Genomic DNA, 13,838 nt, shown 5'->3' on the forward strand with positions numbered 1-13,838 from the left:
AATTATAACAAAGAAAGGAAGATAAGATGCAAATAGTTTTTTCTGATATTGATGGGACGTTCCAAGAAATGGGGCACCCGATTCATGAGATCAATAAAGAAGCCATCCGTTGTTTGCAAGACCAAGGGGATCACTTTGTGTTTGTCACAGGGCGAGGATTTGAGCTTGTTCAAGATATGATGGCGGAAGAAGGCCTTTCCTGCGATGTGATTTTTGGAAACGGCGCTGGTCTGATGGTAAAAGGAGAAGCGCCTGTTTTGACGCATACTTTGCCCTATAAAACATTGGCGCAAGTGATTGGTATCTTAGAAACAGAAGAGGTTTTTTATTTCTTACATACTGACCATGGCATCATTTCCCCACAAGCGCATTTGTATGAAGCGCAGTTTCAAGAAAGCCGCAAGCAGTTACTCGCGGAGTTAGGGGAGCGAGGACAAATCATCGCTGACTACAAATATGAGTTCTTTTACAACGAATGTCTTCATAAAGACGACGTGCTGCAGTTTATGAAGGAACATCCAGAGATAAAGGTCATCAAAATCGAACTGATGGAAGCGTCAGACGAAAAAAGAGAACGGCTGCGGGAGATGATCCAATCAGAAACGGCTGCGATTTTTCAATCCTTTGTCCAAACACTGGAGATCGTTGATCCATTGGCGACCAAAGGTGCCGCGATCCGTTCCTTTTTAGAAGCTTTTCCCGCTGCCAAAAGCTACGGGATCGGTGATGGTGAAAATGACCTTGCGATGTTTGAAGCGGTGGATGTTTCTTTGGCTGTAGCAAATGCCAGCCCAGCGATCAAAGCAGTTTGTGATCGAACCATTGAGCGCGCGGAAGACGGCGGTGTTGGCCGCTTTATTTTAACAGAATTAGTTTCGAGAGAGGATGTTGTGCATGAAGTTGATTGAAACCCCAGTAAACCAAAATCTAAATATGGAAACTTTTTACCCGAACATCTCCAAGTATCTATTCGACAAAATAGCGATCAAATACTATAAATTGTACTCGCTTGATCGGACGCAGATTCTCTATGTGGATAGTTTTGATACGATTTCTTTAGTATTGATCAATAATAAAAAGAAAATCAGTCGGGAAGAAGTCGACACAGCGATTCATCGTTTGCTGAAGGTCGATCGCAAAGACGTGACCGTCAATGTTAATATTCGTAAAGAAATGGAAGCAAGAGGCATCACCTTTTCTAAACCGAGGAAAGATGTCATTCTTGTTCAATTGCCTGTGAAAGAATAGTAGTTGAAAGAAGTTGGGACATGCACGTTGCAAGAGCAATCAAACGTTGAACAAAGGGGCGACCTTACACGCGCGCAGGAATGATGCGCCAATAAGTAGGAGGCTGACCCATGCTTTTGAGCAATTTGTTCTCAGGTGGATTGCCTTGTACTAGCAAAAACCCAACTTTTTTTTGAAAAAAACAAGATTTTCTGTCTTTTGTGTTTTTTTTGCTATAATGAGAAGAAGTAAGCTAGAGGGAGTAAGAACATGCAGAAATTATTTAAAGATGACAGCTTGACGCTGCACACCGATCTCTACCAAATCAACATGATGCAAACCTATTGGGAGTTAGGCAGAGCCGATCGTAATGCGGTGTTTGAATGCTATTTCCGTGACATGCCTTTTGAAAACGGCTATGCGATCTTTGCCGGTCTGGAACGATTGATCGACTATTTGAACGATTTATCCTTTTCAGAAACGGATATTGCCTACTTGCGAGAAATCGGCGGCTATCCAGAAGCCTTTTTAGAGTATCTAAAGGAGTTCAAGTTTGCTTGTACCGTTCGTTCTGCGTTAGAAGGCGATTTAGTCTTCAACAATGAACCGATCATTCAAGTAGAAGGGCCGTTGGCACAAGCACAGTTGATCGAAACGGCGTTACTGAATATGGTCAATTTCCAAACACTGATCGCCACGAAAGCGGCCCGCATCAAATCCGTGATCGGCACGGATCCCTTGTTGGAATTTGGTTCACGGCGGGCACAAGAATTGGATGCAGCCATTTGGGGGACCCGAGCGGCTTATATTGGTGGAGCAGATGCGACGAGTAATGTGCGGGCAGGGAAGATTTTTGGCATCCCAGCCAGCGGAACCCACGCCCATTCCCTCGTGCAATCCTACGGCAATGACTATGATGCATTTATGGCGTATGCCCAAACCCACAAAGATTGCGTATTCTTAGTCGATACCTATGATACATTGCGCTTAGGTGTGCCAAATGCGATTCGTGTGGCCAAAGAGATGGGGGATAAGATCAATTTCTTAGGTGTGCGGATCGACAGCGGCGATATGGCGTATATCTCGAAAAAAGTCCGTGAACAGCTGGATGAAGCGGGATTCACGGAAGCCAAAGTCTATGCTTCCAATGATCTAGACGAAAATACGATTCTAAGCTTGAAAATGCAAAAGGCGAAAATCGATGTGTGGGGTGTTGGCACCAAGCTGATCACCGCTTACGATCAACCGGCATTAGGCGCGGTTTATAAACTGGTGGCCATCGAAAATGAGCAGGGTGAAATGATCGACACCATCAAATTATCCAGCAATGCTGAAAAGGTTTCGACCCCTGGGAAAAAACAAGTTTGGCGGATCACCCGTAAATCTGACGGCAAGTCAGAAGGCGATTATGTCACGCTATGGGAAGAAAATCCACAAGCAGCAGACGAACTGTTCATGTTCCATCCTGTTCATACCTTTATCAACAAAACAGTGACGAACTTTGATGCGCGACCATTATTGCAAGACATCTTTGTGGATGGCCAGCAAGTGTATCAAGTGCCTGACTTAGAACACATCAAAGCCTATGCGACGAATTGCTTGGATTCCCTTTGGGACGAGTACAAACGTGACTTGAATCCACAGAAATACCCAGTCGATCTTTCGCAAGAATGCTGGGATCATAAAATGCGCACGATTGAAAAAGTACGCAAACAAACCAATGGCGCGATTTTGTAATCCGCAACTGCGCTGGTCCTAGGATCAGTCAGCTGCTTCAAAAAATAAGAGGAGGCGTTTCTATGACCATGCAACAAGAAATTATCAAAGAATTAGGAGTCTTACCGACCATCGACCCGAAAGAAGAAGTTCGTAAGAGTATTGATTTTTTAAAGGCGTATCTGCAAAAGAATCCGTTCTTGCATACGTTTGTCTTGGGGATCAGTGGTGGACAAGATTCGACGTTAGCTGGACGGCTTGCGCAATTGACGATGGAGGAAATGCGCAGCGAAACTGGGAATCCCAACTATCAGTTCATAGGGGTACGCTTACCTTATGGGGAACAAGCAGACGAAGAAGATGCCAAAAAAGCGCTAGCGTTTATCCAACCAGACATTGAGCTGCGGGTAAACATCAAAGCCGCCGTCGATGCGCAAGTACAAGCGGTGGAAGAAGCAGGGTTAGCGGTTTCCGACTTTAACAAAGGCAATATCAAAGCCCGTCAACGGATGATCACGCAATATGCCATTGCGGGTGAAAAAGCAGGGGCTGTTCTGGGAACAGATCATGCTGCGGAAAACATCACCGGCTTCTTTACGAAGTATGGGGATGGCGGAGCCGATATTTTACCACTATTTCGTTTGAATAAACGCCAAGGCCGTCAACTCTTGCAATACTTAGGCGCGCCAGAAGCGTTGTATACAAAAGTCCCAACTGCGGACTTGGAAGATGGCAAACCTTTAGTGGCAGATGAAGCAGCTTTAGGAGTGACCTACAACGACATCGATGACTATTTAGAAGGCAAGGAAATTTCGGCTGAAGCCCAACAAACCATTGAAAACTGGTGGAACAAAACGCAACACAAACGCCACTTGCCAGTCACGATTTTTGATGATTTTTGGAAATAAACGAAACCAGTGATTGAGTTCCATTCGGATAGAAAGAAGAGTCTAGGGGGCAAGAAACCTTAGACTCTTTTTTTATGAGGCTTGCTTTCTTTAAAAATAACAAAAGCTTCTTACCTCGGCTTTACTTTCTTGCCTCAAAAGCATAAAATACGAGGGTACCTAGAATGTGTAGAAAAGGAGGAATGTTCCTTCGTGAAAATAAATAGCCATCCTTATCTGAAGATCGCATTAAAAGGCATCGCCATCGTCCTGTTGATCATTTTCAGTAATTTATATTTGCAATGGTGTCAAAACAATCTTTCCGTTGAATTAGCTCTGAAATTTGCCTTTTCGTGGCATACAGCAAAGTTTTTCTTGGCTTGTGGGGTGCTACTGCTGGTGTATGGGGTGTTTGCCAGCTTGGCAGGTTCGGTACTGATCGGGGGCATCTTTTATAGTGTTGTCATCGGAATTTTAGGGTATGCCAACCACACGAAGATGGTCTATCGCCAAGAACCAATCTATCCCGATGATTTAAAGATGGTCACTCAATTCGACCTTCTTCGAACCATGATCGGCAATGGCGCCTTTTTCTTAGCCATCCTCTTCGCTCTGGCGGCGATCGGAGCGATCGGCTGGAGTATCTATCGCAGCCGCAAATTAAACCTGCGTTTGCAAGTGATGCGAGGAGCGGTGCTGGTCGTATGCTCGCTGGGCTTAGTCTATGTTTCTCACTTCAATGACAGCAACAACCTTTTACGCAAAGCCTACAATCAGACGGCGCTCTGGATTCCGTATTCACAAAAAATGAACTACTACAATACGGGATTTATCGGTGGGTTTTTGTACAACCTGCGGGTAGATGCCATGACGAAGCCTGAGGGGTATTCAAAAGAAGCGATCCAAGCGATTGCGGACACCTACAATGCACAGGCTGCGGAGAAAAATCAAGACCGTGAAAGTGAAGCACCAAATATCGTCTATGTGATGAGCGAGAGCTTTTCCGACCCGAGCCATTTAAATGGCTTGTCGATCACCGGCGATCCGTTGAAAGACTATTACCACGTCGCCGATCAAACCATCAGTGGAAAAATGCTTTCGCAAAATTATGGAGGCGGTACGGCAAACATCGAGTTTGAAGCGTTGACTGGTTTTGCCATGGGCCTATTGAATCCACAGATGACAACGCCTTACACGATGCTGGTGCCGAAATTGACGCAACTGCCATCCTTGGTTTCTTTCTTGGAACAGTCCGGGTATACGGAAACGTCGATCCATCCTTACGATACATCGATGTACAAACGCAAGGATGTCTATGGCGTGATGGGGTTTGAACAGTTTATCGATCAAGAGACGATGACCTATACCGACAAAATCGAAAATAATCCTTATATTTCTGATGAGGCGGCCTACAAAGAAGTGCTGGCATTGTTGGAAAACGATCAGCAACCGCAATTTGTCCATTTAGTGACGATGCAGACCCATATGCCGTATGCTGGTAAATACGATACCTTGAATTACCAAGCAAGCGGTCCGGGCAATATGGCTTCTTTGGAAAACTACCTGCAGGATATCTCCTACAGCAGTACAGCATTGAAAAACTTTGTAGCTGAATTAGAACAGCTGGATCGGCGAACGCTGGTCGTCTTTTGGGGGGATCATTTACCAGGCATTTATGCCGATGAGATCAAGGAGCAAAATGAAACGGCTGCCCTGCATGAAACGGAGTTTTTGATGGTCGATTCGCAAGGGAATTTTGCACCAGAAGATGTACCAGTAACAAGTCCCTTTTACTTTGCGCCGAACCTATTAGAAGCCAGTGACCAACCAACGAGCGGGTTTTACCAGTTGTTATTGGCCTTGCAAGATGAGCTGCCAGCTTTTGAAATGGGTCAATATTATCAAGGCGGGCAATGGCAAACGACCCTTGCATTGGACCAAGAGGCCCAAGAAATCTATGATGCCTACAATTTGATCCAATACGATGTGTTACAAGGAGAGCAATACAGTTTAGCTACTGGTTTGTTTGACTAACTGAAATGTAAAATAGCACCTTATCCCAGTGTTAGTCACAGGATAAGGCGCTTTTGTTTGTATGAAGTTATAAATCCTGCCATTTACGGTTTTGATCAAAATCATTGGCGGCGGCATAGGCGTCTTGAACGATCGTTTCAGGGTAGCCCATGACTTTTAAGAGGGCGATTGCATTGCGGCTCAAGGCAGGACCGGATTTGACCTTGTAATCAAAGGAGATGCCGTCATCTTCCGTGACTTGTTCAGAAAAATGGATGTTGCAGCAGTCATTTTTCAATATTTCAGTCAGCTCAATATCATGAGTGGCGACAAATGCCAATGATGGGTAGGCTCGCAGCCAATGGATGATGCTGGCAGAAGCAGCGATCCGTTCCACCGTATTGGTTCCTTTTAAAATCTCATCAACAAAACAATAGCAGCGCTGGTTCGTGGCAACGGTGTCTAGCAGGCGTTTGATGGATTTGATCTCTGCTACGAAATAGCTGTCGCCTTCAAATAAATCATCTTCGACAGCCATCGAGGTAATGACGTGACCGGGAACCATCGTAAAGGTTTCGGCAACTGCTGTCTGGATCGTTTGTGCCAAGACGCAATTGATGGCGATGCTTTTGACATACGTCGATTTGCCCGAGGCATTGGAGCCAGTCACGAGGGTATTGTGGGTCCAAGCAACATCATTCATGACTGCTTCACTTAGAAGCGGGTGATACGTACCCGTTGCTTGTACACCTCCGCTTGTTTGGAAGGTCGGTAGGCAAGTGATGGGCATATACGTGCGAAAATTTAAAATGGCGGCTGCGACTTCCAATTTTCCCAGCAAATTCCACAGATCGATGGCTGCTTGTTGGTGCTTTGCCAGGGTAGTAGTGACCGTTTGATAGAAAATAAACGGCAGCATAAAAATGATATTGATGTATTCAAACAACATGTCTCCTTCGCTGCCGTTTTTGGCACGAAACGAAAAGGCGAAACGAGTGATCTTTTTTAATGGTGCCAAGGATTGTTTGATCTCATCTTGGAGGGGCGTGTTGATTTTAGCGATCTGACTGCCACAGGCAATCGTTTGAACCAAATAGCGCATGCTGTTCAGTTCTGTTTCCAGCTTGGCTTTTTTGATGGAGTAATAGATCGTATTGAAAACGACACTGACCAACGTCAACAGGATGCCTTGGACAAACCCCAGCAGGAGCAGCAAGATGCCGACTAACGGCAGCACACCTAAAAAGACAAAGAACGGCAGAGAGCCGATCGATTGCGCAGCTTCATTGGCCAAGTAGGCTTTTGAGAAATTATCATCTTGTTTTCCTAAACGAGCAAACGTATATTGGGATTGTTCGCGTGCGGCACTGTCAGCAGCAAAAAAGTCGATCAATTTGGTCAGCTGTTTGTCCGTCTTGAAGCGAAAATTGCGTAATTGCTGGTACAATGCTTCTGAACCAACACTGGAAAACGTCAGATTAATGGACTCAAACAACGAAAAGCCATCCAAGTCATACCAAGTGATGTCATCGACCTCGCTATCAAAATCGTGAAACTTCTTCTCAGTCAGCCAAGCCTTTTTCAAACTCGCTTCTTTATCAAAGCGGGGCTGACGGGGAAGCTTTCCCCAAGCAAGCCGAACGTAACGGCGTACTTTGTATCGATTCCAGATATCTAATGCGGTCAAGATGAGAGTGCTGGCGAGTATGATCAAAATGACCATCGTTTGTGGTTCCATATGCAAAAGTCCTCCTAATGGCTAATGAATGCTGGCTAAAGTTAAGTGTTGCTGTGGGCAGGATCGATTTCTTTCAAACAAGCATAGATCCGTTCAATATCTTGGGTCGTGCCTCGCAGCTCGAAATCCGCTAAGAACGGGATCGAAAATTGCTCCGCATATTGCTTTGCGGTCAAGCAATATTGATAATTGAAGTTTTTGTTGCCACTGCCGATCACGCCTAAGCAAAGAGCTGCGTTGTTTTCATAGTCAATGTATTCCCGCATGGTTTCTGTGAGAATCTCCTGATTGCCGTTATCGACGCCATTTCCACCTTCTAAATAGGTAGGGACAAAAACCACATAAGGTTCGTCTTCTTGTTCAAAGAAACTATTGTCATGAATTTCTTTGGCTTCCCAAGTACTCGGAGTGTCTTGCTGATCCGCATAGGCCAACAAGCGGTTGACGAATGCACGGGTATTTCCAGAGATTGAAATATAAAGTAGTTTCATTTTTTTCATCACCTTCCGCTTTCTAGTATAACAGAAACCATTTATGAAAAGAGGAGAACTTCGGCAGTCTTTTCTAGTAAAATGCAGCCAAAGGCTTTAAACTGAGAGAGGAGTCCAATACAAAGGAGTGGCAATAATGTTTTCAAAAATGCATCATGTGGCGATCATCGCCAGTGATTACCAGCAGACCAAAGAATTTTATGTAGAGAAATTAGGCTTTGAAGTGATTCGTGAACATGCGCGCCCAGAAAAGAAAGATGTAAAAATCGACCTGCGCTTTGGGGAATCAGAAATAGAACTGTTTGTGGTGGAAAACCCACCAGCAAGACCAAGTTTCCCCGAAGCAGCTGGCTTGCGGCATTTGGCATTTGCGGTGGAAAATATTGAAGCAGTCGTGGCAAAGTTAGCCGCCAAAGGAATTGCGTGTGAACCGATTCGTTTCGATAACTTTACGAATAAGAAAATGACCTTTTTCCAAGATCCAGACGGCTTGCCGTTGGAATTGCATGAATAAATAAGGAAAACTTTGTGTGGATCCTTTGTCGATTCAACTTGGTTTTTCTTGAGAGAATTGTTATTCTATGTATAGAAGTAAGGAGGAGAAAACGTGATAAGATTTGCAAAAAAAGAAGATCGCTTTGTCATGGCTGAACTCGTTTTAGTCATTTTAAAGGATATGGAATTGCCGTTTGTCAAAGAGATCGGTGAAGCAAAGACCTTAGAGATCTTGGCAGATGCCATGCTAGAACCCGACTATCGTTACGGCTTTCGCCGTGCGTTGGTCAATGAGATCGACGGGGAGGTTGCTGGGGTCGCCTTTGGATACCCAGACAAAGAAGAGGCGACGATCGATCAGCCTCTAGATAAAGTGCTGGAACAGTACGGTTTGAGTAAAGACATGAAGCTGTTTATCGATGAAGAAACCTTACCAAATGAATGGTACTTAGATACCATCTGTGTGGCTGAGAAATTTCGCGGCAAAGGTGTCGGCTCAGCCTTATTAGAAGCGTTGCCGAAAATTGCTTCTAGAGATGGCTATGAGGTGATCGGCTTGAGTGTTGACCGAGCAAATCCCCATGCGAAGCGGCTCTATGAAAAGCATGGCTTTGAAGTCGTGGCCCAAAGAGAGATCAGTGGCCACCTATACGACCATATGCAAAAAAGAACCAGCTGATTTTTCAGCTGGTTCCATTTGTTAGTCGAAGCTCAAGAGGATGGTCTTTCTTGCGGTGCCGATTGTACAGCCAGTAATCCATGACGGCAGCGATACAGATGCAGACCGGTGCATCCCGATCATCAACGACATCCAGTACATAATAATCCCCCGTCAATAAGGTCGCCTTATCCATTTCCATGATCTTTTTATTGAAATGATGGATCCCATAGCGATGATTGTAGATATCGCCGTGGACCGCCCAGTGAAGCTGCTGGATATAGTAGAAATCACCCGGCCAGTTAAAGATTTTCTGCAGTGTACCGACTTTCTCAAAGTCTTTGTAGATCTCAAAGCGCGTACCAAAAGTAAAACTGATTTGTTTGATACTAGCAACCATTTGCCCATTCAAGCGGTAAAGGGAAAGAGCATCGCCCTTAGTTCCCCAACGGCCCACCATTAAAAACAGTGATTTGCCTGTTTTATCTTTGACAATGGTGCGTGTGACTCTGCTAAGTTGTCTGTCTTGGATGAAAAATTCTGACATACTTACGCCTCCTCATGTATCCCCAAAAAGCTGCGTGATTTAAAGATTTTCATCAATTGCCCGAACGATCGCTTTGCCGACACCAGACTCAATATTGGTGTCCGTCAAATACTTCGCGGCTTCTTTTACCTCTAACTCGCCATTTCCCATTGCAAAACTAACGCCTGCCAGTTGCAGCATACTTACGTCATTTAAGTTGTCACCGATCGTCATCACTTCCTCCAGTGAGATCATCCGATCCTTAGCGACATGCGCCACTGCGATTCCTTTTTGCGCGTTTCGGTGGTTGATCTCAATATTGTTTTGTCCAGAAGAAGTCACCACTAGATCGCCGTACCCATCGATGATTTTCGTGATAGGACCCAATACCCGCGCACCATCTTGATGGAAGCAGATCACTTTCAAAAATTCTAATTCTTCGATCGAAAACAACTCACTGAAATCATCGACATAATTGATCGGTAAAAATTCCAAACGGGCTGCTGTCATAGCAATCGCCATCTTATGGGTTAAATGGGGCATTGCTTCTGCCGTGTGGATCGCAAAATTTTCGATCCGACGTGTTTGGCTTTCCGAATAGATCCCGTTGCTCGTGGAGATCTCAAAATAGATGTCGTTTTCTTTTAGTAGGTCGATCAACGAACGAGTTTGTTCATGGCTGATCGGCACAGTGAATAATGAATTGCCCGCTTCGTCGTAGACTTGGGCACCATTCAAGGTGATCATTGCACAGTCGATCCCGGCTTCTTGCAGCGGCGGCAAAGCCTCTTTGCGGTTACGGCCAGTTGCGACCATAAATTCGATTCCTTTGGATTGGGCATATTTGATTGCTTGGATATTTTCTTCTGAAATCTGCATACTAGCATTTAAAAGCGTACCATCCATATCAGAAGCAATTAATTTGATCATTGTCAGCGTCCTTTCTTAATCGTTTCTACAAATAGTGTACCATAAATCGCGCATTTTTTTTCTTTCGAAGAGTAATTCTTGTTTCTAAGGGGAGGGATTTGTTATCCTAGAAGAAAACAAAGGAGATTCGCCATGAAACGAATATTGGACAATGATTGGCAAGAACAATTGCAGGAATCATTTGAGCAGCCGTACTACCAACAACTGCGGACTTTCTTGAAACAAGAATATGCCCAGCAAACGATCCATCCAGCAATGGATCATATTTATGAAGCCTTAAAACTGACACCATACCATGACGTAAAAGTTGTCATCTTAGGTCAAGATCCTTATCATGGCCCTCACCAAGCCCACGGACTGTCGTTTTCCGTACAGCCGGGGGTCAAAATACCGCCTTCGTTGCGGAATATTTACAAAGAATTAGCTGATGACTTAGGGATTCCACCTGTGTCCCACGGTTATCTCGTACCTTGGGCGCAACAAGGGGTCTTATTGTTGAATACCGTGTTGACAGTACGCGAAGGGCAAGCCTATTCACATCACGGGCATGGCTGGGAGCAGCTGACTGATACGATCATCGAAAAATTGAATCAACGAGAAGAACCGGTCATTTTTGTGCTTTGGGGCAAACCCGCCCAAAAGAAAGCCGCTTTGCTAGATACTAGCAAACATATTATTATAACAGCGCCTCATCCAAGTCCGTTATCAGCGCATCGAGGATTCTTTGGTTCGAAGCCTTTTTCTAAGATCAATCAAGCATTGCTGGCGTTAGGGGAAGAACCGATTTCCTGGGCGTTGCCAGAAAAAATAACACAGTTGTAAAACTGTGTTATTTAGAATGAGCGGATGTGTGAAAAAGGTAACGATATTTAAAATAATCGACTAATACAGGATTTTTATCTGTTCTTTTTTTCGCAATTATTGTACAATGGAAGGGTATAAAAAAACTGGAGGTCTTTACCCGTGGAATTATTCGAAAGTTTAAAATTTAAAATCGTGCGTCGTCATATCAAAATCGTTTTTCCTGAAGCAACAGATCCTCGTATCCTAGGTGCTGCTAGCCGTTTACGTTCAGAAGAATTAATTGAACCTGTTTTGATCGGTAACCCGGTTGAAATCGAAAAAGCAGCGGAAGCTCGCGGAATCAACGTATCAAACTTTGAAATTTTAGATCCTGAAAATTATGATCGTTGGGATGAAATGGTTGAAGCTTTTGTGGAACGCCGCAACGGCAAAGCAACGAAAGAACAAGCAGAAGAAATCTTAAAAGATGTCAACTATTTCGGAACAATGTTGACTTACATGGGCATTACTGAAGGAATGGTTTCAGGAGCGATCCATTCTACGGGTGATACAGTAAGACCCGCTTTACAAATCATCAAAACAAAACCAGGTGTGAGCCGTACAAGTGGTGCTTTCTTAATGGTTCGTGGTCGTGACCAAGAAAAATACTTGTTCTCAGACTGTGCCATCAATGTAAACCCAACTGCACAAGAATTGGCAGAAATCGCTGTTGACTCAGCGAAAACCGCTGAATTATTTGAAATCGATCCAAAAGTTGCTATGTTAAGCTTCTCAACGAAAGGGTCTGCGAAAGCACCAGAAGTAGATAAAGTCGTTGAAGCAACAAAAATCGCCAAAGAATTGGCACCAGAATACCAAATCGATGGAGAATTGCAATTCGATGCTGCGTATATCTCAGCAGTTGCGCAATTGAAAGCTCCTGAATCTGAAGTAGCAGGTAAAGCAACCGTCTTTGTTTTCCCAGATTTACAATCAGGAAACATTGGTTACAAGATCGCCCAACGTTTCGGTAACTTTGAAGCGATTGGACCAATCTTACAAGGATTGAACAAACCAATCTCTGATTTGTCTCGTGGTTCAAATGAAGAAGATGTCTACAAATTATCAATCATTACTGCGGCACAAACACTAATGGAAAAATAAGCAGCCAATCGCTGCACTTATGAAAAACTGATCCCTTGAGGGTCAGTTTTTTGTTTTGCTCTTGGAAAGTTGAGGGCAGCAAAGGAGGAAGTGTGCGCAATAGCAACGATCCAGTGATCGTCGGGAAATTTTCCCTAAGCTCCTTCTTTACAATTCCTTGAAAAACAAGCTATACTAGCAACTAGTAAATTAGATTGATCAAAGGATGGGGACTATGTTTACCATTAACGACTTAGAAGCAACCGCAGCATTTGCAAAAATCATTGGAGAGGCAGCCGAGCCAGGGGATAATCTGGTATTGACGGGCGATTTAGGTGCTGGCAAAACAACCTTGACGAAAGGCATCGCCTTGGGGCTAGGGATCGAGCAACTGATCAAAAGTCCGACCTATACGATCATTCGTGAATATACCAATGGACGGCTACCGCTGTACCATATGGATGTCTATCGGGTGGAATACGGTGCAGATGATTTAGGACTGGATGATTATTTCGAAGGGGATGGCTTGTGTGTGATCGAGTGGGGCAATCTCTTAGAAGCCTCCCTGCCAGAGGATTATTTAGAACTGATTTTGGAAAAAGATGATACAGATGAACAAAAACGTCTTGTGAAATGTCATGCATATGGCACCAAAGCAACCGCCTTTTTGCAACGGATCACAACAAAATGGCAGGCAGCCCATGAGTGAGATCCAATTACAGATCAAAGAAGCCACGGGTGCTGATGCCAAAGCTGTGTTAGCAGTCAGTCAACAGCTAGGAGAAGAAACGGATTTTCTCTTGATGGACGAAAGCGGCTTGGCGTTGCCAGAAGCCCTATTGGCAGAACAACTGGACGCTATCTATGAACGGGACGACTATTTGCTGTTGTTGGCATTTGATCAAGAACAATTGATCGCCATGGCATCAGTCAAAGGCCATGAAGAGTGGCAATTAGCCCATGTCGGGGAGATCGGTATCTCGATTTTAAAAGACTATTGGGGCTTAGGCTTAGGTTCGCTCCTGATTGAAGAATTACTGGACTGGGTAGTAGAAGTTGGCGAATTGACCCGCATCGAGTTGACCGTCCAAGCGAGAAATCTACGGGCGATCCATCTGTATCAAAAATTTGGTTTTTTAACAGAAGGCTGTATGAAAGAAGCGGTGCAAACCCGCGAGGGGCAAAAAGTTGACGTCTTGATGATGGCACGTCTTTTTGAATCATAAAAAGG

At 44.4% G+C, this 13,838-nt stretch carries 15 protein-coding genes; 11 read left to right on the forward strand and 4 right to left on the reverse strand.

From position 1 onward, the window contains the following. Positions 1-26 precede the first annotated feature (26 nt). The 5 genes from IGJ05_RS12320 to IGJ05_RS12340 all read left to right on the forward strand — a co-directional run bounded on the left by IGJ05_RS12320 (position 27) and on the right by IGJ05_RS12340 (position 5,864). Positions 27-908: an HAD-IIB family hydrolase gene (locus IGJ05_RS12320; RefSeq protein ID WP_005228505.1), complete on the forward strand. Its 882-nt coding sequence runs from the start codon at positions 27-29 to the stop codon at positions 906-908. After that, positions 895-1,248 (forward strand): DUF1827 family protein, encoded by a 354-nt coding sequence (locus IGJ05_RS12325; RefSeq protein ID WP_010749898.1) that lies wholly within the window; start codon positions 895-897, stop codon positions 1,246-1,248. The genes IGJ05_RS12320 and IGJ05_RS12325 overlap by 14 nt, the downstream gene beginning before the upstream one ends. 249 nt (positions 1,249-1,497) lie before the next feature. Then, positions 1,498-2,964 (forward strand): nicotinate phosphoribosyltransferase, encoded by a 1,467-nt coding sequence (locus IGJ05_RS12330; RefSeq protein WP_010749897.1) that lies wholly within the window; start codon positions 1,498-1,500, stop codon positions 2,962-2,964. Between the two features lie 62 nt (positions 2,965-3,026). After that, positions 3,027-3,851 (forward strand): ammonia-dependent NAD(+) synthetase, encoded by an 825-nt coding sequence (gene nadE / locus IGJ05_RS12335; protein ID WP_010749896.1) that lies wholly within the window; start codon positions 3,027-3,029, stop codon positions 3,849-3,851. A 192-nt stretch (positions 3,852-4,043) separates the two neighbouring features. Further along, entirely contained in the window at positions 4,044-5,864 is a 1,821-nt protein-coding gene (locus tag IGJ05_RS12340; RefSeq protein WP_438725257.1) for an LTA synthase family protein, read from the forward strand. Positions 5,865-5,931: 67 nt separating this feature from the next. Here the strand turns inward: IGJ05_RS12340 and IGJ05_RS12345 are convergent, their stop codons facing one another. Next, positions 5,932-7,581: a MutS-related protein gene (locus IGJ05_RS12345; RefSeq protein ID WP_266167203.1), complete on the reverse strand. Its 1,650-nt coding sequence runs from the start codon at positions 7,579-7,581 to the stop codon at positions 5,932-5,934. A 41-nt stretch (positions 7,582-7,622) separates the two neighbouring features. Continuing rightward, positions 7,623-8,072 carry a class Ib ribonucleoside-diphosphate reductase assembly flavoprotein NrdI gene (gene nrdI / locus IGJ05_RS12350; protein WP_438725258.1) on the reverse strand — a complete coding sequence of 150 codons (450 nt, stop codon included), beginning with the start codon at positions 8,070-8,072 and terminating at the stop codon, positions 7,623-7,625. Between the two features lie 136 nt (positions 8,073-8,208). On the opposite strand from nrdI, the gene gloA2 reads away from it, so the two are divergent. Then, on the forward strand, positions 8,209-8,586 hold the full coding sequence (gene gloA2 / locus IGJ05_RS12355) for an SMU1112c/YaeR family gloxylase I-like metalloprotein (protein ID WP_266167205.1): 378 nt from the start codon (positions 8,209-8,211) through the stop codon (positions 8,584-8,586). A gap of 93 nt (positions 8,587-8,679) precedes the next feature. Then, the gene (locus tag IGJ05_RS12360) at positions 8,680-9,246 is read left to right on the forward strand and encodes a GNAT family N-acetyltransferase (RefSeq protein ID WP_005228513.1); all 567 of its coding nucleotides are present in this window, start codon (positions 8,680-8,682) and stop codon (positions 9,244-9,246) included. Between the two features lie 4 nt (positions 9,247-9,250). Here IGJ05_RS12360 and IGJ05_RS12365 read toward each other — a convergent pair whose 3' ends face one another. Together IGJ05_RS12365 and IGJ05_RS12370 are read right to left on the reverse strand one after the other, a co-directional pair. Next, complete coding sequence (locus IGJ05_RS12365; protein WP_266167206.1) at positions 9,251-9,772, reverse strand: LURP-one-related/scramblase family protein; 522 nt, start codon at positions 9,770-9,772, stop codon at positions 9,251-9,253. A 39-nt stretch (positions 9,773-9,811) separates the two neighbouring features. Beyond that, positions 9,812-10,681 (reverse strand): Cof-type HAD-IIB family hydrolase, encoded by an 870-nt coding sequence (locus IGJ05_RS12370; RefSeq protein WP_010749892.1) that lies wholly within the window; start codon positions 10,679-10,681, stop codon positions 9,812-9,814. A 132-nt stretch (positions 10,682-10,813) separates the two neighbouring features. On the opposite strand from IGJ05_RS12370, the gene IGJ05_RS12375 reads away from it, so the two are divergent. The 4 genes from IGJ05_RS12375 to IGJ05_RS12390 all read left to right on the forward strand — a co-directional run bounded on the left by IGJ05_RS12375 (position 10,814) and on the right by IGJ05_RS12390 (position 13,833). Continuing rightward, the gene (locus tag IGJ05_RS12375; RefSeq protein ID WP_005228516.1) at positions 10,814-11,503 is read left to right on the forward strand and encodes a uracil-DNA glycosylase; all 690 of its coding nucleotides are present in this window, start codon (positions 10,814-10,816) and stop codon (positions 11,501-11,503) included. A gap of 141 nt (positions 11,504-11,644) precedes the next feature. Further along, positions 11,645-12,628, forward strand: a complete 984-nt coding sequence (gene pta, locus IGJ05_RS12380) for a phosphate acetyltransferase (RefSeq protein WP_005228517.1) — start codon at positions 11,645-11,647, stop codon at positions 12,626-12,628. A gap of 214 nt (positions 12,629-12,842) precedes the next feature. Continuing rightward, positions 12,843-13,316 (forward strand): tRNA (adenosine(37)-N6)-threonylcarbamoyltransferase complex ATPase subunit type 1 TsaE, encoded by a 474-nt coding sequence (gene tsaE / locus IGJ05_RS12385; RefSeq protein ID WP_034858989.1) that lies wholly within the window; start codon positions 12,843-12,845, stop codon positions 13,314-13,316. Continuing rightward, positions 13,309-13,833, forward strand: coding sequence for a GNAT family N-acetyltransferase (locus IGJ05_RS12390; RefSeq protein WP_010749888.1), 525 nt, complete (start codon positions 13,309-13,311; stop codon positions 13,831-13,833). The genes tsaE and IGJ05_RS12390 overlap by 8 nt, the downstream gene beginning before the upstream one ends. Positions 13,834-13,838: the final 5 nt, after the last annotated feature.

The organism is Enterococcus sp. AZ167 (assembly GCF_051714025.1).
Classification (GTDB): domain Bacteria; phylum Bacillota; class Bacilli; order Lactobacillales; family Enterococcaceae; genus Enterococcus_D; species Enterococcus_D casseliflavus.